Origin of the sequence: Sporomusa rhizae (assembly GCF_041428845.1) — a bacterium.
Classification (GTDB): domain Bacteria; phylum Bacillota; class Negativicutes; order Sporomusales; family Sporomusaceae; genus Sporomusa; species Sporomusa rhizae.
Window position 1 is genome coordinate 4,048,838 of the sequence record NZ_CP156925.1, and the last position, 20,914, is coordinate 4,069,751.

Below are 20,914 nucleotides of genomic sequence, written 5' to 3' on the forward strand. Positions count from 1 at the left end.
AGCACACCTCGGTATTTTATAGTTTAAACTTTGCAATAACTTCTTGAAGCTCGCCGGCCATGCTAGCTAAAGCTTCGCTAGATGATGCAATTTGTTGCATAGATGCAGACTGCTCTTGTGTAGCAGCCGAAACAGTTTGAGTTCTGCTGCTGGTTTCAAGACCAACACCATCAATATCCCTTATGGCTACAACAATTTGTTGACTGCCGGTTGCCATATCTTGAATTGCTACAGATATATCCTTTACTTGACTAGATACTTCTTGGACCAATTGTGATATCTCGGTGAGGGATTTACCTGCAATATTCACTACATCGGTTCCAATTCGTACTTCACGGGTTCCATTATTCATAGCCATGACAGCCTTTTCTGTTTCTGCCTGTATCTCTTGGATGAGGGTGGCAATTGTTTTGGCCGCTTCTTGAGATTGCTCTGCCAGTTTTCGTACTTCTTCTGCAACTACAGCGAAACCTCTCCCCTGCTCACCTGCCCGTGCCGCCTCTATCGCCGCATTTAATGCTAATAAGTTTGTTTGTCCTGCGATGTTTGAAATGGTATTAACGATCTGGCCAATCTCACCGGAGCGTTCGCCAAGCTGGGCTACTACTGCAGCCGATTCTTCCACCGTTTTATCTATAGTCGACATTTGTCGAATTGCTACTTCTACGGCTTGACCACCATTAGAGGCGGCAATTGCCGTTTTATCGCTGACGGCGGTGACACTATTTGCATTCGCGGCAACTTGCTGAATGCCAGCGGTCACTCTTTCTACGTTATTAGCTGTATCTGCAATATTTTGTCGCAATTTTTCTGCACCTGCTGCTACTTCTGCGATGTTAGCAGCTACTTGGATGACGGAGTGAGCAGAATGTTCAGCACTTGAAGTAAGTTCTTGTGAGGATGCGGCTACTAGTTCCGCAGACCCTGCAACCTGGTGGATGACGCTTCGCAAATTCGTTAGCATTTGATTAAAAGCCCGAGCAAGTTGACCAATTTCATCATCTGATTTATATTCAAGTGTTTTTATTGATAAGTCACCTGCTGCTATCTTGCTTGCGCACTCAGCCACTTGGCGAATAGGACGGGAAATACTGCGTGACACATAGTACGATACAAAAATCGACATTATAATGACAATGATATTTACAATTACGAGTGTAAGCCGTGAAAACTCAGCCTCTGCGGCATACTTTTCCTGTTCCTGTTTTACGTATTCTTTAGTTGTTAAAACCAGGTCTTCAGCTGCTCTCATTGTCGCTTTATAAGGCTTACCTGCCTCTGACATATATGTAGCCACCTCATCTAACCGTCCCGATTGCTTTGCTGCCATTGATTTTTCGGCAATTTCCTCGTAAGCTAGCTTTTCCTTCCTCATAGTATCGAGGTTTTCTTTAGCCTTCTGGCTGGTTAGATTTTTTTCAAGCCACATCAGTCGTTCACTTGCCTTGGCCTTATAACTGTTATAAATCGGAATATCGTTTGGATCACCCACAAAATTGTAACGGCGCATAACAACTGCTTCATTGGCAATATCGGAAGCTGCCCCTTGAACCATTTCAATTTTCTCAATGTTTACTTTGCTAAACTCTTGGTATGAAGCGGTTATAACACCGATTTTCCAATAACTATACCCACTCATGAGAATAACTAACACCAGCACCAAAAGAAAACCGGCACTTATTTTTTTACCTACCGTCCACTTCATAGCATCCTTCCTTTCATATTGTCTTAGAAGTTTTATTATCCTTTTCCACTGAGCCATTCTCTTCTTGTTCACGAAAGACTTCTTGTAGAATCGTTGGTAATTCTTTAAGGATTTCGGTAATTTCTTCGTTCGTCATTTCGCTCTCTTCCATCTTTCTCTCTTCCATCTCGATACCTCCAAATACATTGTTTTTCTCAACGATAGATAGAAATTTTTTTAGTCTATAGAAGTAGCTTTTTATATAAAATAATCATGGGCCAGTTACTGACTGGCTAGTTGTGTAAAATAATCATTATCCCTCTACGTTCTAACACCACCATCCGTTTTCTCCTTCGCTCTAAAGCTTGTATGCGAGACTTATGAGAAGGCTATGCAGAAAACATGCCAACGTAATAAACCGACAAAAATACCGTTTTTTCGACTCCTTCAAAATAAATAAACTAGCCATTGTACGAAATTGTAGCTCAAAATTGTACAGTGGTTAGTTTTGTTTTCTTAATCCATATCATGAATTATGTCCCATTATTTTCTTTTTGAACTAATCAAATGCCGTAAGCTATTGAAATAGCTTGACTATACAGTCCACAAATCCGTATTGACAAATACTACTAGGCGGTGTAAGTTGGTCATAGACACATTACGACAATATATGACATTTTTTTTGTGGTGGTGATTACCAGACAGTAAGATTGGACGCCAACTATGGAGCCAAGGATTTGTACTCTTGAGTAAATGGAGGAGACTAAATGGCAGAAGAACAATTAGTTGTGTTTCGCTTAGGAAAAGAAGAATACGCTGTTTCGATTTCACAGGTAAGGGAGATTATTAAATACCAGAGTGCTACCAAACTGCCGGGTACACCAAGTTATATCGAAGGGATTATCAACGTCAGAGGTAAGATGATTGCCGTAATCGAATTAAGCGCCAGGTTTGAATTAAATTCTGAAAAAAAAGCAGACCGGCTGGCAATTATCATCGAAGCTGCCGGGCAGGAATTTGCAATCATAGTTGATGAGGTTACTGAGGTGAAAATACTTGCGGAAGCTGCCATCGAAGTTGCGCAGAACAATGCGATGCACGGCAAGAGCTATATCCGTGGTATCGGTAAGGATAATGACCGGTTATTGATACTGCTTGATCTGGAAAAATTGCTAAGCTCAATTGATTTAGATTTGTTAAAAGAGGTCAGTTAATCGCAGCTGTCCTACATAGACATTGCGTGGAGTCCGAATCGATATTTCTCCCCGCTTCTTCAGAAAGGATCTTATATTTAATTTTTGTAGTAACTTATAGTATAAAACGGAATTTTTTGGAGGGAAATTTGTGAAATTAACGATTAAAGCGAGATTATTTTTAGTATTTGGTCTTTTAATTGTAATGATGATAGCCTTAGGTTTCTATGCCACATATAACCTAAAGGTAGTAAATGATAAATCAGCAGAACTGGCAAACAACTGGCTTGATGGCGTAGATGTCGCCCACTCGATTAATGAGGCTATCTACAACTACCGAATTACGGAATATAAGCGTGTTGTGGCCACCAACCAGGACGATATTATCCAGTTGGATAAAGAACTCGAAGTAAATAGCAAAGAGATTGAAAAGCAAATAACCAATTATGAGAAAACACTTTATGATGAGAATGACAAAAAGCTCTGGAGTGCACTAAAAACTAACTGGGGAAATTATATTCAAGATGACAAAAGGTTTCTCGCTTTAAGTAAGAATCTAAAACCGGAAGAAGCAGCAAAGTTAATGCAGGGTCAATCCCTCCAGTCCTTTAACGCAGCCTCGCAGGCCGCCTTAGATTTGGTTAAATTCAATCAAGAACATGGCAAAATATCCAGTAAAGAAGTCGATGAGCTGTATAGCAGTGCCAAATGGGTATTAACATTCTGTATCACCTTGGCTGCCTTATTAGGAATTAGTGCGGCCTATCAGATCAGTCGTTATCTTACCCGTTCGATTCATGAGTTATTGCGCATATCCCAGCTGGTTGCTAAAGGTGATTTGCAGGAAAATATCACCGTCAAATCGCAGGACGAACTGGGACAACTCGCCATTGCCTTTAATGAGATGGTTGATAACTTAAAACATCTCATCACCCAAATAAGCACTACCTCAGAACAAGTGGCGGCTTCTTCGGAAGAATTGACCGCTAGCGCAGAACAGTCGGCCCAAGCTGCCAATCATATTGCCTCAACCATTACCGAGGTAGCTTACGGATCGGAAAAACAGGTCAATGCAGCTAATGCAGCTTCCACTGTGGTCGAGCAAATGTCGGCCGGAATTAAACATGTTGCCGACAGTGCCAATACCGTAGCAGGAATGTCTGCCAATACAGCCAACGCGGCGCAAAGTGGCAGCAAGGCCGTCGATACGGCAGTAACCCAAATGGGGCATATCGAGAAAACCGTAATCAACTCAGCACAAGTCGTTGCCAAACTAGGTGACCGCTCCAAAGAGATTGGTCAAATTGTCGACACAATTTCCGGGATTGCCGGGCAAACTAACCTACTTGCTTTGAATGCTGCGATAGAAGCCGCCCGTGCCGGTGAGCACGGCCGTGGATTTGCCGTAGTAGCGGATGAAGTGCGTAAACTTGCCGAACAATCGCAAGATGCCGCCAAACAGATTGCAGCATTGATCGGCGAAATCCAGAGTGATACTTCCAGTGCCGTAGCGGCAATGGCCGAAGGAACTAAAGAAGTCAAAATCGGTGCAGAAGTAGTAACAACCGCCGGTCATGCATTCAAGCAAATTACGAACCACATCAACGAAGTATCCGATCATATTAAGGAAATATCTGCTGCCATTCAACAACTCGCTTCCGGCAGTCAGCAAATTGTTGGATCGGTTCGGGAAATAGAAAACATCAGTAAGACTACTGCCGGACAATCGCAAACGGTTTCGGCAGCCACCGAAGAACAGTCCGCGTCGGTAGAGGAAATTGCTTCGGCCAGCCAAAGTCTGGCAACTATGGCTCAAGAATTACAAGATGCGGTAAAGAAATTTAGACTTTAGTCTGTAAAACAGTCCTGTAACAGCAGCTTAACTAGAGTTATAAAATAAAGCCCGTGCCTAAAAGGTACGGGCTTTACGTATAAACAAATGCTGGTGTGTCTGTTGATTGTAGATTATTTGTCGGCAAAAAAGTATTTACACTTTAAAACTACTTACAGCGTTCTGCAAATCTTGCGCTAAGTTGGCCAAAACCTGGCTTGCCGAAGCAATCTCTTGCATTGAAGCCGATTGCTCCTCGGTGGCGGCGGAAACAGTTTGCGCGTTTGCAGTCGTATCCGAAACGACCTTGTCAATTTCATCAGAAGCTTTAACGATATTTAGATTACTGTCCGCAACGCCCTCGACAGCGGTTACAACATTCGTAGCCAATTCGGCTACTTTAGCTACTGCAGTGGCGATAGTCTCAAACTCTTTACCGGCTACATTTACACTATCCACGCCTTTGGCGATGTTATGGTTCGCTTCCTGCATCGCCGACACTGCACTACCGATGTCAGTGTTATTTTCCGTGATCAGGCCGATGATCTGCGTAGCTGCTAGCTGTGATTGCTCTGCCAGCTTTCTGACTTCTTCGGCCACTACCGCAAAGCCCCTTCCCTGCTCACCAGCCCGCGCCGCTTCAATCGCAGCATTTAATGCCAGTAAATTGGTTTGTTCGGCAATACCGGAAATCATGCCAACAATCTCACTGATTTTCTGGGAACTAACGGCTAGCTTGTTTACTGCCTCATCGACTTTATGGGAAGTTTCACCGATATTATGCATTTGTCGGACCGCATCATCGATGATTTGCTTTCCCTTAGCTGTAGACTCGTTTGCCGTGTAGGCCAACTTGGTCACAACTTCCACATCAGTTTTAACGGTTATTACTTTCCCGTCCAGGTCAGACAGAGAACTATGTACCTGTTCTATTGACTGTTTTGCTTGCTCTGTACCTGCCGCTACTTCCGTCACCGCGTCCGCCACACTACTGGCTGCTTCTGCCGATTGTTGCGCGCTGGCAGTAAGCTGCTCACTGGACGCCGCCACATGCTCGGCGGAATCGGCAATCCGGCGGATAAGCTGGGACACACTGTTATTTAAACGGTCAATTGCTGCCGCCATATGACCTATTTCGTCCTTACGATTCAAGAATTGCTGCGGCACATTAATGGAAAAGTCACCTTGGGCCAGTTTATCGAGATGGTCTGACTCTTGTTTCAGCGGCTGAGTAATACTCCTGGCCAACAGCCAACCCAAAATTAGTGCTAACAGCATTGCCCCGGTAACCAGGCTGCTCAGTAAATGTTTTGTAAACACAAATTCCTCATTATTTTGCTTGTTAATTTTATCAGCCAGTTGTATGTTATACTCCGCCAATTCCCGCAGATACTGGTTAAATTTCTCGGAAGGTTCAGCAACATTTTTTACATAATATTGGTATGCTTCAGCGTTTTTATTTTGCATCGCCAGTTCGATTACTACCTTACGTGTATCACGGTATTTTACCAACTCTGCCTTAGTCAAGGCTAATAATTTGCTGGACTCAGCATCAAGCTTGGTCTTTTCATAATTAGCCATATTAGTATTGAATTTTGTTATCCGTTTATCAATATCATCCAACAGTTCCTTATTTCGGTTATTGTCTGTGGTTAGCATTAATTCAAAAATATCAGCCTGAACCGCTCTAGCCAGATTACGGTTATCATTAAGCCACTCCACAGATAAAAGTCTCTCCTGATACATTTCCGCCAGGCTTTGATTGGCCTTTCCGGTATAATAGTACCCTATGTAACCGACAACACCCAAAAATACCTCCATGATAACGACTAAACACAAAATTTTTGCGAATAACCTGAGATTATTAAACCACTTCACGTTTCTCCCCCTAATCATTTTTTATTCTCCGTTTTTTTTGGTTGTTCATCATATTAAAACAAATAATTATTGTCACTCTATCGTATAACCACCATCCATTTCTCAACTAACTGGTTTTGTAAGACTTGATACGATTTTAAGCAAAAAACGTACCAATGCAAAATTAGACATAAATGTCTATTTTTCGACAATTATGTTATAAAACAAAATAACCACTGTACGAAAATGTATATCAAAATCGTACAGTGGTCACTTGGAGGTTGCCTAACAATCTAGTTTATGATTAGCAATCTTGCAAATTAATCTACTGAGGTGAACTATTGCTAATATGTGGTCATAAAGCAAACATTTCTATGAGGACTATACACTACCGATTTGATTCTTGAACTCGTTTTTGATGCTGGTTGGCTTTGCTCTATAGCAATTATCATAAGGAAAAGTGCTCTTGCTATAATCCCATTTGTAAACATATATAGATATTCAGCCACTCCAAGCAATTGGATTAGGATAAGCTCTCCTATAATAAAACCACCAGCAGACAATGACCCTAATAATAAGAGATGACTTAATCTGCTTTTATCCACCAACTGAACCAAGATATAAGTATGGCAAGTGCGCCCATTGTAATGAACCAGCCAAAAGAAAGCAATTTCATTTGCAATCCAGTGTTGATAAGATTGCTCAGCTACTATTCTTGTAGTTTCGTATGGCATTTCTCCCTCCTCATACCTAATAGTCCTACGAATTAGAGGAACATTATTCTGAGTCCCTTTTGTACCGCCTAGCAACTAAAAAAAGTGGGGGTTTGGTAAACTGACCTTGCAAATCCCCACTTTTGACTGTTAAAAACGCCTACTGAGCTATTCTCCTCTACTGAAGTTCTTCTTCCACCCGTATGGTCTTATCTATGTAAGTAAATTCCAGCTGCTCCCCTTCCCCTCGTTTTACGGCATATAAATGTTGCTGGCCCCAATCGTATAGTAGTAAATACTCGTGCCCATTTTCCGTAATGAGCATTTTAAATTTGACTGGCCTAACCTCGGCACATTCAATTTCTTTATCCGGTAGATACAGCGTCACCATAATGAATACCCTCCCTTTTTTAAGAACGGAGGCTCTATGCCCTCCTGTAATGACCCATGATTGGGATTTTTACAGGAGGAAATTAAAAAGAATCACATACGCAGGATTATTCACCCTACACATGCGATTCTATCGTTCATTGCTACAGAATCATGATACAGGAAACACGCTAGCAGAACCTGTCAACGCGTCCCGCCAAACCGGTATCAAGATATATTTAAGCGAATAGTGCATGCAGTCGCTCAGCTCCTGCTCTACACGCCAATCCTGATAGCCTATTTACCAAAACTTGTAATCAAGATAGCAAACAGGTATAATAAGATTGTCGTCGTGGACAGTTCGCTGTTACGTGTAGGTGCTTCCTCACCTGCTCGTGCCTATAGGTGTTCCACCACCTATGGGACACGGCGACTTTACTTTTTAATTTCCACCTATTCCTAATATAGTATCTTTTTACATGAATTGCAAGTAGATAAGGTAAAAAATATTGATTTGCTATCAGACATTTTTACCATCAAGGGCAAGCCATAAAGCAGCCGGTTAGCGGAATTAATTCCGACAACCGGCGTTGATTTTTTCTGTCATACCCAGTAAGTTTGAAAAAACTCCGCCGTAAGGCTTTACTTTAATTAGCTGATCTTACGTTTTCTAAAGCCTGACACAAAGGTTTTTCCAGATTAGTAACATTGCAGGATTAACCAGCAATTATCAAATTTGCGATTTCTTAAATCGTCTTTCCGTATGTAATAATAAATTCTGCCGCAATCGCCAAACATTAATTCAAAATCATCACATTCAACGGTGTCAAGCTGAAAAAGCAATTGCCACTGCTTGCTATCCTGCTTTAGCTTCACAAATTTTTCACTATCTATATCCTGCGGGGAGCCGCAATAAATACTATTGGCGATTTCCTCACATTCCAGCCGCATTTCCCCTTGAATAACATCCGCATAGCCGAGTATTTTACTAATAGTATTTTTCTCCTCAGTATTTAGATAGTTCTCCCGTATATCATCATAATCGTCCATTTCTTTATCGCCAATGTCATCATATTCAAAGTCCGAACTGAATTCTTCATAAGACGGAAGATCGTTCCTATTTGACAACTGTATTTTAAGCTCTGGCATTTGATAATCTTCTTCCAGATCCGCGGGGAAATCAACGCGCGCAAGCTTGGAAATGTCCCCCTCATAATAAAACACCTTTGCACTTCCAGCATCCTTAGGGTCAAACCCCCATGACATGGAATCAAGCTCGTAGAAGAAATAGAGAATTCCACTTGCTGGAAGCAGGGATTCCGTATCATACTTGCTGATCTCCTGACAGTTTATCTGTGCTAAAAAACTAAGCGGTCTGCTTTTTACCGTGAGATCGGGCTGACCACCAAACTTAGACGATCCGATAGGAATACTGTCTTCTTTTACAAAGCTACACTCAATCGTATTTTTTAAAATAGACGGGAAAACCTTACCTAGCTGCATAATCGTTTATCCTCTTATATTTTTCTACTGACATTAACCGTCCACTATACTGCCTCAAATCTTTTTCTTCTTTAGCAACAGAAACATATAACTAACCAACAACAGAAGAACACAAGCCGTGGCTCCTAAACAAACATTTGTTGCAATCCCGCCTTTGGTCGCTAGCGTATATAGCCCAACACCAAGGAACATAAAGGTATTTTCCATGAAGTTCTGAACTGCGATGGTTTTACCCGCACCGATCGTATGGTGACCTACTTGCTGCAAGCAGGCGTTCATTGGAACTATGTATATCCCGCCCAGCACGCCAACAATAAGTAATCCGATTACAGTTATCGGCAGACTGGTAATCGCAAGGAACCCTAATATGGCCACCCCCATGGCGAAGCCAAACCAAACCGTACGCTGATAATTTTTAATACTAATTAGATAAGGAGTAACCAAAGCTCCAATCGCAATTCCTACGCCGGTAACCGCGATAATCATACTAATAGCGGTGCCGCTCGTTATTCCAAGAGTAAGCGGTACCCACGCAAAGATAATCATACGGAGCACTGCCGAAGCCATCCAGAAAGAGCCAGTTCCAACTAAGGAATAATGACTCTGCCGATCACGTAAGAGAACCGCAGTATCTGTGAAAAATTCACTAATTGCATGGTTGTAACCAATTCTTTTATCTCCAGGATCCTTAGTTATGATGGTATTAATACCAATCGATGAGACATATAAAAGCACACAAACTCCCAGCGCCAGGTTTATGGACAGATCTGATAAAAAACCGCCTGCCACCGAACCGGTTAAAATAGCTAAAATTGTATAACTTTCGAGACCGGAATTAGCTCTAAGTAATTCATCCTCGTTGCGAGTGAGAAATGGTAATATACCATATTTGGCGGGACTATAGATAACGGCCCCCAGTCCTACGGCAGCATAGCTGATCGCAGGATCAAGACCAACGAATAGTAAAAGTACACCAACGGTTTTTACGACATTGCCGATAATAAGTACCTCGGCCTTCGGCTTTCGGTCGGCAAAACGGCCGACCCAAGGTGACAAGATAATATAGGAGGCCAGAAAAATGCTCTGCACATAAGAAAGGTAAAAGTCCGGATAGCTATCTCGCTTAATAATGGCCAGAATAACAAACAATATCATATTGTCCACGAACGCGGAAAGAAATTGGGCGGTAAATAGTGCCCGCAGGGGCGAAATCCTAGGCATTTTCTGCGGCCTCCTTGTCTGCCAACCCTTTCAGTGTGACATAGTCGGTTTTGCCGCTACCCAATAGAGGTAGTTTATCAACAACAATAACTTCCGCCGGCATAGTCAGCATGCTCTGACGGCTCTGGCTCATCGCTTCTCTGAGTATCTGCTTAGAAGCGTTTTTGTGCATCGTGTATAGTATGATTTTTTCTCCCTTTTTAGCATCAGGTACATTAACAGCAGCATTGCGGTCGGTCCCGAAGCATTTTTCGGCGACCTTTTCCACGGCATCGAGACTGACCATTTCACCTGATATTTTCGCAAAACGTTTGAGCCGCGATTTGATACTAAGGAAGCCTTGGCTATCAATACTAACAACGTCGCCGCAATCATACCATTCCGGCGCAGGTATAAAACCTTTGCCGTACAGCATATATCCGGCCATGACGTTAGGTCCTTTTACCAATAGGTTGCCGCCCTCTTCAATACCCGGTACTTCATCCGTGCGGTACTCAATACCGGGCAGGAACCTGCCAACCGTACCCGCCCGATAGGCCAGTGGCGAATTTAAGCTCAGCACCGGAGCCGTCTCAGTAGTGCCATACCCTTCAAAGATGCGGATGCCAAATTTATCTTGCCACATTTGACGTACCTCGTCCTTGAGTTTCTCGCCACCAGCCACGGCATAGCGCAGGCTGTAAAAATCATAGGGGTGGGCGTACTTGGCGTAGCCGTAAAGGAATGTTGGCGTCCCTAACAACAAGGTCACGTTCCGGTCGTAGGCAATCTCCGGCAGAATTTTATAATGCAATGGACTCGGATAAAGAAATACCTCAAGACCATTAAGTACCGGCAATAAGGTACCGGCGGTAAGGCCAAAGGAATGGAACATCGGCAGAGCATTCAGCATTTTATCCCGGTGAGTATAATCGATTACGCTCGATACCTGATTAATATTGGCAAGGATATTTTCATGACGCAGAACTACTCCTTTAGGTTTGCTCTCGCTGCCGCTGGTAAATAGGATCAGCCTTCCTGTCCCGGCTGCCTTTTTACCGATAAGATACTTATATAGGCCAGTTAATTTATCAGCGAGGCTTACCTGCCCTTTGACATCTTCCAAGTAAACAATTCGGAACCGGGCAGCCAGCCTGGCTTCCAGTTCTTCAAACTTTCCTTTTTCGATAAACATCCGGGAGGTAATAATTGTTTTAACGCCAGCGGTTTCACTGCAATCAATATTGTTCGCAGGCCCGGCGCTAAAATTGAGAATAGCCGGAGTCTTGCCAAGATAAAACAATGAAAACAAGGCTAACAAATGACCGATGGAGTTTGGCAGCATAACGCCGACAGTTTCTTCCTTATCCAAGATGCATTGCAATTTGTCACCTAGAATATAACTGCCCATAATGGCTTTGCGATAACTAACTGTACCGGTTATATCTTCCGCCATAATTTTACTGGTGCCATGCAACTTTCCGGCTTCCAGCAATTTATCAAACAAGTTGGTACTGCTCTCCTGCTGTTGCCGGGCCTGAAACATCGACTGCTGCAACAAGGTGAGAATGCGGTCGCTAATCTCCTTCTTCTGCAGGCGAAAACTTGTCGCCTGCGAAACACTGATCTTAACTGGCTTGCCAATATAGATACTCACCTTGGGGAACCAGCGGGATTTCAACTTTTCTTTTACCCGGGAAAATTTGGACAGTTCCAGCCCGCGGAAGATTACCGGATGCAGCACCGCCCCTGTTCTGAGAGCAATAAAACCAACGCCACTGTAAACCTTCATCAGACCTCCGGTAGTCGTGATACGACCCTCGGGGAAAATAACCACCGTACGGCCTGCCTTAATAACTCCCACAATTTTCTTCAGTGAATAAGGATTCAGCGGATCAACAGTGATATGATTGACCCAACGTAAGATAAAGCTAAGCTTAGCAGCAATGGTTGTGTTAATAACAAAGCATGCGCCTTCCGGTAAGTAAGCATATAAAAAAATGGCATCAAGAAACGAAACATGATTGGGTAATATTATCGAAGGGCCGCTAAATTTCAGCCCTTCTGCGCCAATCAACCGGGTCCTGAATAACAATTTTAGTACGATTCTTAGTACAGCTTTCATAATTTCTCCCCCTCAGTTGCAAGTTTTCCCCCGCAACCTGCCAATACTACTTCTCTAATAGTTTACAGCGCGCCATAATCTCCGCGACTTCTTGCTTGCGCGTGACAATTTGCTACTGCCTCCTCAGCTAAACACTTTATTTATCAGGGATGTAATTTTTGTCTTCAAGGTATCAAACTCAGGCAACACGTCATGAAAATACGGGTACTGATTTAATGGTTGCAACATGATACCAGTGAACACAATGATCCAAAAATAAACCTCCTGCCGTGGTATCTCCCCTTTGTCCATCCCCTCCTCTAAAATTTTACGAATAACGAAGTGAGGTTTGATTTCCTCGGCCACTAAATCCCAGAAGGAGTACTGCGATAGTAACGCAAAACGAATTTCCGCAGGATATTCACGATAGAGATCGTAAGTGATCTCTACAATACGGCAGAGTTTTGAAACAGCCGCATCTTCACTGCAGTCAATTTGCTTTATTCGCTCTGTATAATCGCTAATAATCACTGTAAAGATATACAAGGCCATATCTTCTTTGCCCTTAAAATGCTTGTATAAAGCTGCTTCGGATACACCGGCGGCCTTAGCAATATCCCGCACCGAAACAGCATCATAGCCCTTAGCGGCAAACAAAGCTAAACTGGCCTTTAATATCTCTCCTTTTTTTCCGCCGTATCCCAATAAATGTTGCATCTCATAGCCCCCCAATTAACCATCGTTAATTAATTATGTAAAAAATTTTTGGTAGTCGAAATTATTGTACTTTTGTGATAGATGCCAGTATCCGCTCGTGCCGCTGGTCGGAAAATCAGCATACCGGCGGCTGCCACCAGATGTTTCAATGTGTGGCCACTAATTATCTGATGAGTAAGGATAAAAACTTCAACATCATTTAACTCGAAAATTTTCGCAACAATATAGCTGCTGAGTAATAACCAGTAGAATTTGTTTTGCCGCCACGGTTTAGGATACAGTAGAAGTACTATCGGTATCAGCAACATCGAAAGATACTGCACTAGTATATAGAACCGCAAGTCACCTACTCCCGCCTGCTCTGTGGCCCACCAATAAATAACACTGCCTACACCACCAACTGTTAATGGCAAGAAGAGGCTCCGCCCTATTTTGGTTCCCAGGCGCTCACCGCAGATGCATGCAGTCATAGAAGCGAATCCCAAGGTCATCGGCAGCCGGTCCCAAACCAAAGTTGTGTTGGATGGCTGCAAGTGGTAATAGGCTGAACCAATGCCCACTAGTATTATCGAGAAAAAGAAAAAACGCCATAAATTATTTTCGCGGGACCATGCCCAGTGCCTGATCCGCCTAAGACCAATCATACCAGCTATAATAAATCCGGCATTAGAAATAACATCATTACTATTCGCCACTCCAAATCGAACTCCGGTATCGGCAAATAGATGGTAATTAATATCCTGTGGTATCGGCTCCATATGGAACACGCTACCAGCCGAAACAATCACTACAAACATTAAAATGTAAAGCTTTAGCTGCTGCCAAGATATCGTATTAGGCATTCTCTTTCCCCCTATTACAATTTGGTTAACGATCGTTAACCAAATTGTAATACATTGCCATTATAATTGTCAAGCTTCTAATAATACTTTTTTTATGCTTCGTTATAGCACTTAATACAGCAATAAAGGGACATGGAGACAGGTACATCATTTTACTTTTTTGTAAATAAAACTAGTCCTCTCAGAAACGCTCGTCTTTCTGAAAGGACTAGTTCATTCGTAAATATCGTTCCACCTTCTGTTACTTATTGTAATATATGATACTCAAGAAGTTAAAATGCACCCCCTTAGCTTCACACCATTCCGGGAAGGATAGTGTATGTTGTTCTTGATTATATTCTGTCCACCTGTTTACTAAATTTAAATAGTAATGATACTCTTCAAGTAACCTGACTTTTACTTCTCCTTGTGACAACCTATTTATAAGCTTATCGGCTTTTTCCAAGCTATATCTGGCATCATCGGGTTTACCAATAAATCTTGTTTCACTTAAATGATGTGTTTGATAGGCAATGCAATTTAAACTAGCTTTAGCTAACATAATAATCGAAATCTCGTCAGTTGGATTTATTTCAAGTGCCTTTTCATAATAAACCAAGTCATTACTTATGTAGCCAAGCCATCGATAGGGTGTAGCATCCTCACTGACTTCTCCAGCCCAATTTTTGAAGACTCCCAACAGGAATTGCATTAATGGGTGAGATATTAACTGATGAATATCTCTATTATGATAACTTAAAGATATAATCTCATTTGCAATTTTTCTTTGCTCCTCTATACTCTTGCATTTAGTAGACAAAACAAATGCATTAACCGCTTGTAATGCTTCCTTTTTTAAACCCTTTTCCTTTAAGAAGCAGTAGTTTGCAAAAGCTTCGTACCCGTATATATTACAATATTTTTCACCTATATCTTTTAACCCTTTAAAATTTTTTTGATTCCAATAATACATAACCATTCTCCAATACATGTTTATGAAGCCGGTAACCAGATGTGGTTAAGACTTGTTTCTTCGCTGAGCTGTAGTTCTCTTCGTTATCCAGAGTTTTTCGCAAACAGCCCCTACAATAATCCCCGAAAAATAACATAAAATATTTTGTATTGAAAACACGTGCCCCAGAAGTAGGCCACCAATCGTGGTATGGCGAAATGCATCTATCCAAGGCGTATGATAGAGCTTAGCTACCTCAACCCCTGTCGAAAAAATTGCTGACCATCTCGCATTATTCAAAGTAGGCCTATCTCTGAAAAGAAATCCCATAATGAAAAAGACCATGATCCCCCATAAAATATCCCCTATCCATTTTGGCAACCAATTGGATAGTTCTCTGGAAAATAGGCCTAATGCGATAACTCCTATTACTAGAATTGCGTAATATCCCCTTTTGCGCATAAGAACTTCGATATTCCGCCTCCTTTTACTCATTGCTTTCGCCGAAGTAGGTTGTAAAATGTATTAATTTGGATTTGTATTAACAATTCTTTTCTATTTATGTAAATCCTTGTTTTTTACTAAACTCCGTATAAACTGTAATTTATCAGGAACGCTTTACCTTTCGAATAGGGTGATTCACACACACGCTACCAAAACCACAGCATGCAGAAAGCCCACGAATTTGTGGGCTTTCATTTATACCTATCTTTTCGAATACTCCGAATCATATCTCGCAATCGATGGTAACGGAATATATATTTAAAAGCCGAACTGAGCTCAAACTTTCCTCTTATTCTCGCCAATGCTGTGGCTGATTAAGCACATCAGAACACTGAACCCTGCCTTTAACTCTGCCTATTACGCTGGAGCGTAGTTCTTGAACCATCCATGCATCAGCATGCTCATCCGGAATGGGATAAGGAGCATCAAATCCATGTTTTCCAGCCACGCAAAAGCCATGTTTTGGATAATATGTAGGATGACCAAGAACAAAAACCAACTCTATCCCTGCTGTTAACAATTTCGTTAATCCGTACTTTATTAATTTACCACCAATTCCTCTGCATTGAAAATCCGGATGAATTGCAAGAGGTGCCAATATAACTGTTGAAACCGCCTGATCCGGATTAGTAAGCTTTGCCTTAGAAAAAATAACATGCCCAACAATACTATTATTTACTGTTGCAACAATGGATAGCAGAGGTAAGGCTGTAGAATCTACTAATAGATCATTAACAAGATGAGCAATTTCCTCTCCTTTTCTTCCACCAAAAGCAGCAGCATGAACAGCTAGAATTTGTTCTAAATCTTGTTCCTGTGAAATTCTCAATTCCATTTTCTTCTCCTCCTATTTAACTTGTTTTTCTCCCTTAATACTTGATTTGGTTAAATTATAGCACCTATGCCCCACCACATGCCATATTGTGGAAGGAAATTCAATTATTATGAAGAAAAACTGGAATGAGAAAACATTACAAAATGTGAAGGGTAGAGGTGGTTCGTATGAAAAAATCTTTATCACAGACAGTAGCAGGAATTCTACTTATAGCTCTTTTTCTTGTCGGTTATAATGCGAGTGTCGATGCGGCGCAATATAACAGAACGTTAAAAGAGAATACAAGAATAATGCCACCGGGAATCATAGTAACAAAGTGGGATAACATACCCAAATTTAAAAAAGAAACCACTGTTATAATCAATGAGTATGGCGAGGTTCTGGAAGGGACATTGGCTGAGAATATAAGGTTGCCCTATGTAACCGGTTCATCGCAATCCATCCGACCGGCTGCATACACGCCGCCACAGTTTATTTTCATTCCTTCTGCTGCGGATGAACCCGTAACCAAGGTCCTGCCATTTAAGAGTGGCACAAGAATCATATTCAATGATAAAGGTGAGGTTGTTAAAGGTACCATCAGCAGCTCGACCGTAATCCTTACCCTAAATCAGGCAAACCAACTACGCGTATCGACCGGTGAAATAAGTTTTTATAACAATGGAATGCTGGAGACGTGTACGTTAGCTGAAGATTATTATTTACGCCCTGTCGGTTGGAAACAAATTTTAACGGAAAACTTTACAGACAACTCTGCATGCCCGGGATTTATTGAATTTAAATCCGGTAAACCAATTACACTAAATGAACAAGGGGAAGTAACCAAAGGCACCTTAAATAAAAACACCAAGCTACTCGCACCTGCCGGTGTTCTAGCTTCCGGCGTCCTTAAGCTGTATGCAGCCGGAACTACCGTTGAATTTGACGATAAAGGCTTCGTCATCAACGCTTCTAACGAATAAGGGTTCTCATCTGCTTATTACAATATGTTCGGCCGCATTAATTTCAACAGTCACCAGTGCCGAATATATCAATTGTGGAGGATAGAGATGGATTTTAACTTTTATAAATACCATGCTTTAGGGAATGATTACATTGTGATTGACCCGCAAAAATATAAGATAAACCTTAATGAAAGCAACATCCAGAAAATTTGTCATCGCAATTTTGGTGTTGGCTCTGATGGAATCCTCTTTGGACCAATTTTTGATGAAAACCAAGAAATTCATGTTAAGATTTTTAATCCAGATGGAAGCGAAGCCGAAAAAAGCGGGAACGGCGTGCGGATTTTCTCAAGATATCTGTTTGACACTCAATATATAAAGGAAAAAAGCTTTCAACTGCACACCCTTGGGGGCATTGTTGCTGTAGAGTATTTAGATGATTCGGCGCATATGATTAAAGTAGATATGGGGACAGTTAATTTTGTTAGCAAGGATATTCCAACGAAATTCTCTGATGCTCAGGCAATAAATCAGAATCTAATTGTAGGAGAAAAAACGTATACTGTAGATTGTGTCTCCATAGGCAATCCTCATTGCGTAATTCCTGTAAAGAAGGTTAGCAAACAGGAAGTTAATGCTATAGGGCCTATTGTGGAATCACATGAAATGTTTCCAAATAAAATCAATGTTCAGTTTCTAGAGGTTCTCAATCGAAATAATATCAAGATAGAAATATGGGAACGTGGCGCAGGATATACATTAGCTTCTGGATCGAGTAGTTGCGCTGCCGCTGCTGTCGCATATAAACTCAATTTAGTCGATAGCGATATTACCGTTCACATGCCAGGCGGGAATATTCAGATACATATTGATGACAATTGGCGTGTTCATATGACCGGTTCTGTTTCTTCTGTGTCCTTTGGCATGTTTGCTAGTGATTTAGCCGAGCAATGTCAAAAATAGTTATATAATAACGCTACATTTCCCTTCTCCTGACAAGTCAAACCTCCTATGGTATTTTATCAACCATAGGAGGTTTTTGGTATTAACCACTATCCACTTTGTACCTTAGCAGAGGGAGTATTGGCTTACTCAAGTAAACAGAGGGGTTATATTTATTATCGGAAGCAGTTTGCTTATTTTACTTTATAATAGATCCAAAACCTCTGCCTTGGTAAATGGCCCCCCATGGCCGCCATAAAAAATGCTAGCCTGCTGCAAAACCATTTGCAGACTGGCAAATAGCGCTTTTTCATTATTTGCAAAGTAAGCTACACATGGTTCTCCGGTAAAAAAAGAAGGTACCAGCATATCCCCTACTATGGCATCTCCTGACTCAAGAATGATCGAAAGAGAACAATCCGTATGTCCCGGCGTATAAACTACTTTTCCCGCTACACCATAGGGGTGCAGGTCAAACGACGAATCCACGATTATGTCAGGATTCACTTTCTTAGTGCTCCTCGGCAAATTCTTCTTAATTATCTCAAACACACTTTTGCCTAGTTCATTTCTGGGTACAATAGCTGAATTGCCCGCAGTTTGTAAGGCATAAACAGCCTCTTTGTGGCACAGCACCGGTGCGCCGGTGATCTCCTTAAGTTCATTGGCGTTAGCAAAATGATCCGCGTGCCCATGAGTAACTACAATTAAATTAATGTTCCGCGGATTAAAGTCCAATTCCCGGAATAATTCTTCATATATTTTTTTGTTGGCATTAATTCCTGTATCAACAAGTATAGCGCCCTTATCTCTAACAAGCAGTGCGTTCGCAAAACCTAATGGCAGTGTGGTAATTTTACTCATGTGCCTTTTTCCTCACGTCATTACTACAATATACATAGTCCTGCACGGCTAAGTCTACGTATCATAAAATACCATTAGCGTGTGCTTCCTCGGTCAAAGCAGCACGGAAATCAGGATGAGCTATTTGAATCAGCGCCTTAGCACGCTCCCGCAGACTTTTGCCCCTGAGGTTGGCAATCCCGTATTCGGTAACCACATAATGTACATCATTACGTGATGTAGATACGGCTGATCCCCGGTTGAGTTCGCAGCAAATGCGGGATATCTTGCCACCAGATGCCGTACTGGGTAAAGCAATAATTGATTTTCCTCCCGGTGAGCGACTGGCTCCCCGCACAAAATCTACTTGCCCGCCGATACCGCTAAATTGCCTGGCACCAATCATTTCTGCATTAACCTGCCCGATAATATCCACTTGCAAGGCAGAGTTAATACAAACCATATTTTCGTGCTCACCAATAACACAGGGATCATTAACATAATCTACCGGCAATAATTCCACATCGGGATTATTGTCAATAAAATCATATAATTTGCGGGTACCCATCAAAAAAGTCGCAACAAATTTACCCTGATTACTATTTTTCTTCTTGTTGGTAATTACGCCAGCCTCGGCCAATGTAACAACCCCATCGGAGAACATTTCCGAATGAATCCCCAGGTCTTTTTTATCTTTTAGGAACAGAAGCACCGCGTCAGGAATTGCGCCAATTCCCAGTTGCAATGTGGCTCCATCAGCTACCAGGCTGGCTACATTTTCACCAATCATTTTTTCCACTTCACCAATGGCCGGTGGCTTTAATTCAAAGATAGGCTCATCACTCTCAACAATAAAACTTAATTCATCCAAGTGAATTTTTGTGCCGCCAGTCCGCGGTAACTTTCGATTCATCTGGGCAATAACGGTACTCGCACACTGCGCTGCCGCCATAGTATAATCGACAGATATCCCATAACTGCAATATCCTTCTTTATCCGGCGGAGTCACTTGAATTAGCGCAACATCTACCGGTAATATGCCGTCGTTAAACAGCCGGGGAATCTCAGAAAAGAAACAAGGCGTGTAATCGGCCCGTTTTTCTTCCACCGCCTTTCGGGTCGAGGCACCGACAAACAACGCATTGTGCCGGAAGCTTGCCTCCATTCCCGGTTGAGCATATTGAGCCGATCCCATAGGTACCATGTGGACAATTTCCACGTCGCGCAATTCCGGTGCCCTGGCTACTAATGCCGCCAGCAGAGTAGCCGGTTCACCGCAAGCATGCCCGGTCACTACTCTGTCACCGGAGCGCACTTTTTGAAGGGCTTGCTCTGCCGTCACCAGTTTGTCGTGATACACAGCTCTCCAGTTATTCAAAATAATCCCTCACTTTTCCGCTTACCAGTCTGCTGAGTTGCTCCTTGCTTACTTCGATCGCGTCAATGGTATTAGCGGCAATGATAAAATCCGCATCCAAACTATTATAAACTATCGCATAGCCGTTTCCAGACAAATACTTTTTCACTTCTGCCGCGATCTGATCCCGGTCAATCCGGGAATTGCAGCCGCCACAAAATTTGATACTAATTCGTTTGGTCTTCATATACTTTTGCTCTTGCGAATAATCTTGATAGCTTCATTGAGTAATTCATCGCTTACCTGAAAGACAGGCACAACACCCTTTATTTCGGGGCACGCTTCCTTAAGCGCTGCTTCCACAATCTCAGAGATGGTTTGCCGGGCACCGGGGCAGGTACTGCATGCCCCGGTCAATTTTACTTTTACAATGCCCTCAGGCGTAATTTCCAGCAATTCCACATCACCATTATGTGCACGAAGTGTGGGTCGAACCTTTTGTTCAAGAATTTCTTCTATCAATTGCATTTAGAACCTGCAAGCCT

The 20,914-nt window shown here is 42.1% G+C and carries 21 protein-coding genes; 4 read left to right on the top strand and 17 right to left on the bottom strand.

Translation table 11 applies throughout. The features are described 5' to 3' along the window. Positions 1-16: 16 nt before the first annotated feature. Positions 17-1,705 carry a methyl-accepting chemotaxis protein gene (locus tag SRRS_RS19150; protein WP_371362771.1) on the bottom strand — a complete coding sequence of 563 codons (1,689 nt, stop codon included), beginning with the start codon at positions 1,703-1,705 and terminating at the stop codon, positions 17-19. 13 nt (positions 1,706-1,718) lie between these two features. After that, positions 1,719-1,871 (bottom strand): hypothetical protein, encoded by a 153-nt coding sequence (locus SRRS_RS19155; RefSeq protein WP_371362772.1) that lies wholly within the window; start codon positions 1,869-1,871, stop codon positions 1,719-1,721. Positions 1,872-2,451: 580 nt separating this feature from the next. Here SRRS_RS19155 and SRRS_RS19160 point away from each other — a divergent pair. Both SRRS_RS19160 and SRRS_RS19165 read left to right on the top strand, forming a co-directional pair. Further along, positions 2,452-2,898, top strand: coding sequence for a chemotaxis protein CheW (locus SRRS_RS19160; RefSeq protein WP_371362774.1), 447 nt, complete (start codon positions 2,452-2,454; stop codon positions 2,896-2,898). Between the two features lie 130 nt (positions 2,899-3,028). Next, positions 3,029-4,729 (top strand): methyl-accepting chemotaxis protein, encoded by a 1,701-nt coding sequence (locus SRRS_RS19165; RefSeq protein ID WP_371362776.1) that lies wholly within the window; start codon positions 3,029-3,031, stop codon positions 4,727-4,729. A gap of 135 nt (positions 4,730-4,864) precedes the next feature. On the opposite strand, the gene SRRS_RS19170 is transcribed toward SRRS_RS19165, so the two are convergent. The 11 genes from SRRS_RS19170 to SRRS_RS19220 form a co-directional block, all read right to left on the bottom strand. Then, on the bottom strand, positions 4,865-6,586 hold the full coding sequence (locus tag SRRS_RS19170; RefSeq protein WP_371362777.1) for a methyl-accepting chemotaxis protein: 1,722 nt from the start codon (positions 6,584-6,586) through the stop codon (positions 4,865-4,867). A gap of 323 nt (positions 6,587-6,909) precedes the next feature. Further along, the gene (locus tag SRRS_RS19175) at positions 6,910-7,299 is read right to left on the bottom strand and encodes a hypothetical protein (protein WP_371362778.1); all 390 of its coding nucleotides are present in this window, start codon (positions 7,297-7,299) and stop codon (positions 6,910-6,912) included. A gap of 157 nt (positions 7,300-7,456) precedes the next feature. Beyond that, positions 7,457-7,669, bottom strand: a complete 213-nt coding sequence (locus tag SRRS_RS19180) for a hypothetical protein (RefSeq protein ID WP_371362779.1) — start codon at positions 7,667-7,669, stop codon at positions 7,457-7,459. Positions 7,670-8,346: 677 nt separating this feature from the next. Beyond that, complete coding sequence (locus tag SRRS_RS19185) at positions 8,347-9,150, bottom strand: YwqG family protein (RefSeq protein WP_371362780.1); 804 nt, start codon at positions 9,148-9,150, stop codon at positions 8,347-8,349. 54 nt (positions 9,151-9,204) lie between these two features. Then, a complete protein-coding gene (lplT, locus tag SRRS_RS19190) occupies positions 9,205-10,371 on the bottom strand; it encodes a lysophospholipid transporter LplT (protein ID WP_371362782.1) in 1,167 nt (388 codons plus the stop codon). Further along, positions 10,364-12,475 carry an AMP-binding protein gene (locus tag SRRS_RS19195; RefSeq protein WP_371362784.1) on the bottom strand — a complete coding sequence of 704 codons (2,112 nt, stop codon included), beginning with the start codon at positions 12,473-12,475 and terminating at the stop codon, positions 10,364-10,366. Before SRRS_RS19195 ends, lplT begins: the two co-directional genes overlap by 8 nt. Before the next feature lie 123 nt (positions 12,476-12,598). Next, the gene (locus tag SRRS_RS19200) at positions 12,599-13,171 is read right to left on the bottom strand and encodes a TetR/AcrR family transcriptional regulator (RefSeq protein ID WP_371362786.1); all 573 of its coding nucleotides are present in this window, start codon (positions 13,169-13,171) and stop codon (positions 12,599-12,601) included. Between the two features lie 29 nt (positions 13,172-13,200). Beyond that, positions 13,201-14,013: a ceramidase domain-containing protein gene (locus tag SRRS_RS19205; protein WP_371362788.1), complete on the bottom strand. Its 813-nt coding sequence runs from the start codon at positions 14,011-14,013 to the stop codon at positions 13,201-13,203. Between the two features lie 241 nt (positions 14,014-14,254). Further along, positions 14,255-14,965, bottom strand: a complete 711-nt coding sequence (locus tag SRRS_RS19210; protein ID WP_371362790.1) for a hypothetical protein — start codon at positions 14,963-14,965, stop codon at positions 14,255-14,257. 45 nt (positions 14,966-15,010) lie between these two features. Next, positions 15,011-15,439, bottom strand: coding sequence for a DUF2809 domain-containing protein (locus SRRS_RS19215; protein ID WP_371362791.1), 429 nt, complete (start codon positions 15,437-15,439; stop codon positions 15,011-15,013). Positions 15,440-15,737: 298 nt separating this feature from the next. Next, positions 15,738-16,283 carry a GNAT family N-acetyltransferase gene (locus SRRS_RS19220; protein ID WP_371362793.1) on the bottom strand — a complete coding sequence of 182 codons (546 nt, stop codon included), beginning with the start codon at positions 16,281-16,283 and terminating at the stop codon, positions 15,738-15,740. A 167-nt stretch (positions 16,284-16,450) separates the two neighbouring features. Between SRRS_RS19220 and SRRS_RS19225 the strand changes: the two genes are divergently transcribed. Then, positions 16,451-17,245 carry a hypothetical protein gene (locus tag SRRS_RS19225; protein ID WP_371362795.1) on the top strand — a complete coding sequence of 265 codons (795 nt, stop codon included), beginning with the start codon at positions 16,451-16,453 and terminating at the stop codon, positions 17,243-17,245. A gap of 87 nt (positions 17,246-17,332) precedes the next feature. Continuing rightward, positions 17,333-18,190: a diaminopimelate epimerase gene (dapF, locus tag SRRS_RS19230; protein WP_371362797.1), complete on the top strand. Its 858-nt coding sequence runs from the start codon at positions 17,333-17,335 to the stop codon at positions 18,188-18,190. Positions 18,191-18,373: 183 nt separating this feature from the next. Here dapF and SRRS_RS19235 read toward each other — a convergent pair whose 3' ends face one another. From SRRS_RS19235 to SRRS_RS19250, 4 genes are all read right to left on the bottom strand, one after another. Further along, positions 18,374-19,033: an MBL fold metallo-hydrolase gene (locus SRRS_RS19235; protein ID WP_371362798.1), complete on the bottom strand. Its 660-nt coding sequence runs from the start codon at positions 19,031-19,033 to the stop codon at positions 18,374-18,376. A gap of 61 nt (positions 19,034-19,094) precedes the next feature. Then, a complete protein-coding gene (locus SRRS_RS19240; RefSeq protein WP_371362800.1) occupies positions 19,095-20,390 on the bottom strand; it encodes an acetyl-CoA hydrolase/transferase family protein in 1,296 nt (431 codons plus the stop codon). After that, on the bottom strand, positions 20,383-20,616 hold the full coding sequence (locus SRRS_RS19245; RefSeq protein ID WP_371362801.1) for a hypothetical protein: 234 nt from the start codon (positions 20,614-20,616) through the stop codon (positions 20,383-20,385). Before SRRS_RS19245 ends, SRRS_RS19240 begins: the two co-directional genes overlap by 8 nt. Beyond that, a complete protein-coding gene (locus tag SRRS_RS19250; RefSeq protein ID WP_371362802.1) occupies positions 20,613-20,897 on the bottom strand; it encodes a NifU family protein in 285 nt (94 codons plus the stop codon). The genes SRRS_RS19245 and SRRS_RS19250 overlap by 4 nt, the downstream gene beginning before the upstream one ends. Positions 20,898-20,914 lie beyond the last annotated feature (17 nt).

Coding starts and splice junctions, on each gene's coding strand:
- dapF (WP_371362797.1), top strand. CDS start 17,333: ATGGATTTTAACTTTTATAAATACCATGCTTTAGGGAATGATTACATT.
- SRRS_RS19205 (WP_371362788.1), bottom strand. CDS start 14,013: ATGCCTAATACGATATCTTGGCAGCAGCTAAAGCTTTACATTTTAATG.
- SRRS_RS19200 (WP_371362786.1), bottom strand. CDS start 13,171: ATGCAACATTTATTGGGATACGGCGGAAAAAAAGGAGAGATATTAAAG.
- SRRS_RS19155 (WP_371362772.1), bottom strand. CDS start 1,871: ATGGAAGAGAGAAAGATGGAAGAGAGCGAAATGACGAACGAAGAAATT.
- SRRS_RS19150 (WP_371362771.1), bottom strand. CDS start 1,705: ATGAAGTGGACGGTAGGTAAAAAAATAAGTGCCGGTTTTCTTTTGGTG.
- SRRS_RS19180 (WP_371362779.1), bottom strand. CDS start 7,669: ATGGTGACGCTGTATCTACCGGATAAAGAAATTGAATGTGCCGAGGTT.
- SRRS_RS19210 (WP_371362790.1), bottom strand. CDS start 14,965: ATGTATTATTGGAATCAAAAAAATTTTAAAGGGTTAAAAGATATAGGT.
- SRRS_RS19195 (WP_371362784.1), bottom strand. CDS start 12,475: ATGAAAGCTGTACTAAGAATCGTACTAAAATTGTTATTCAGGACCCGG.
- SRRS_RS19160 (WP_371362774.1), top strand. CDS start 2,452: ATGGCAGAAGAACAATTAGTTGTGTTTCGCTTAGGAAAAGAAGAATAC.
- SRRS_RS19220 (WP_371362793.1), bottom strand. CDS start 16,283: ATGGAATTGAGAATTTCACAGGAACAAGATTTAGAACAAATTCTAGCT.
- SRRS_RS19175 (WP_371362778.1), bottom strand. CDS start 7,299: ATGCCATACGAAACTACAAGAATAGTAGCTGAGCAATCTTATCAACAC.
- SRRS_RS19250 (WP_371362802.1), bottom strand. CDS start 20,897: ATGCAATTGATAGAAGAAATTCTTGAACAAAAGGTTCGACCCACACTT.
- SRRS_RS19185 (WP_371362780.1), bottom strand. CDS start 9,150: ATGCAGCTAGGTAAGGTTTTCCCGTCTATTTTAAAAAATACGATTGAG.
- SRRS_RS19235 (WP_371362798.1), bottom strand. CDS start 19,033: ATGAGTAAAATTACCACACTGCCATTAGGTTTTGCGAACGCACTGCTT.
- SRRS_RS19245 (WP_371362801.1), bottom strand. CDS start 20,616: ATGAAGACCAAACGAATTAGTATCAAATTTTGTGGCGGCTGCAATTCC.
- SRRS_RS19215 (WP_371362791.1), bottom strand. CDS start 15,439: ATGAGTAAAAGGAGGCGGAATATCGAAGTTCTTATGCGCAAAAGGGGA.
- lplT (WP_371362782.1), bottom strand. CDS start 10,371: ATGCCTAGGATTTCGCCCCTGCGGGCACTATTTACCGCCCAATTTCTT.
- SRRS_RS19225 (WP_371362795.1), top strand. CDS start 16,451: ATGAAAAAATCTTTATCACAGACAGTAGCAGGAATTCTACTTATAGCT.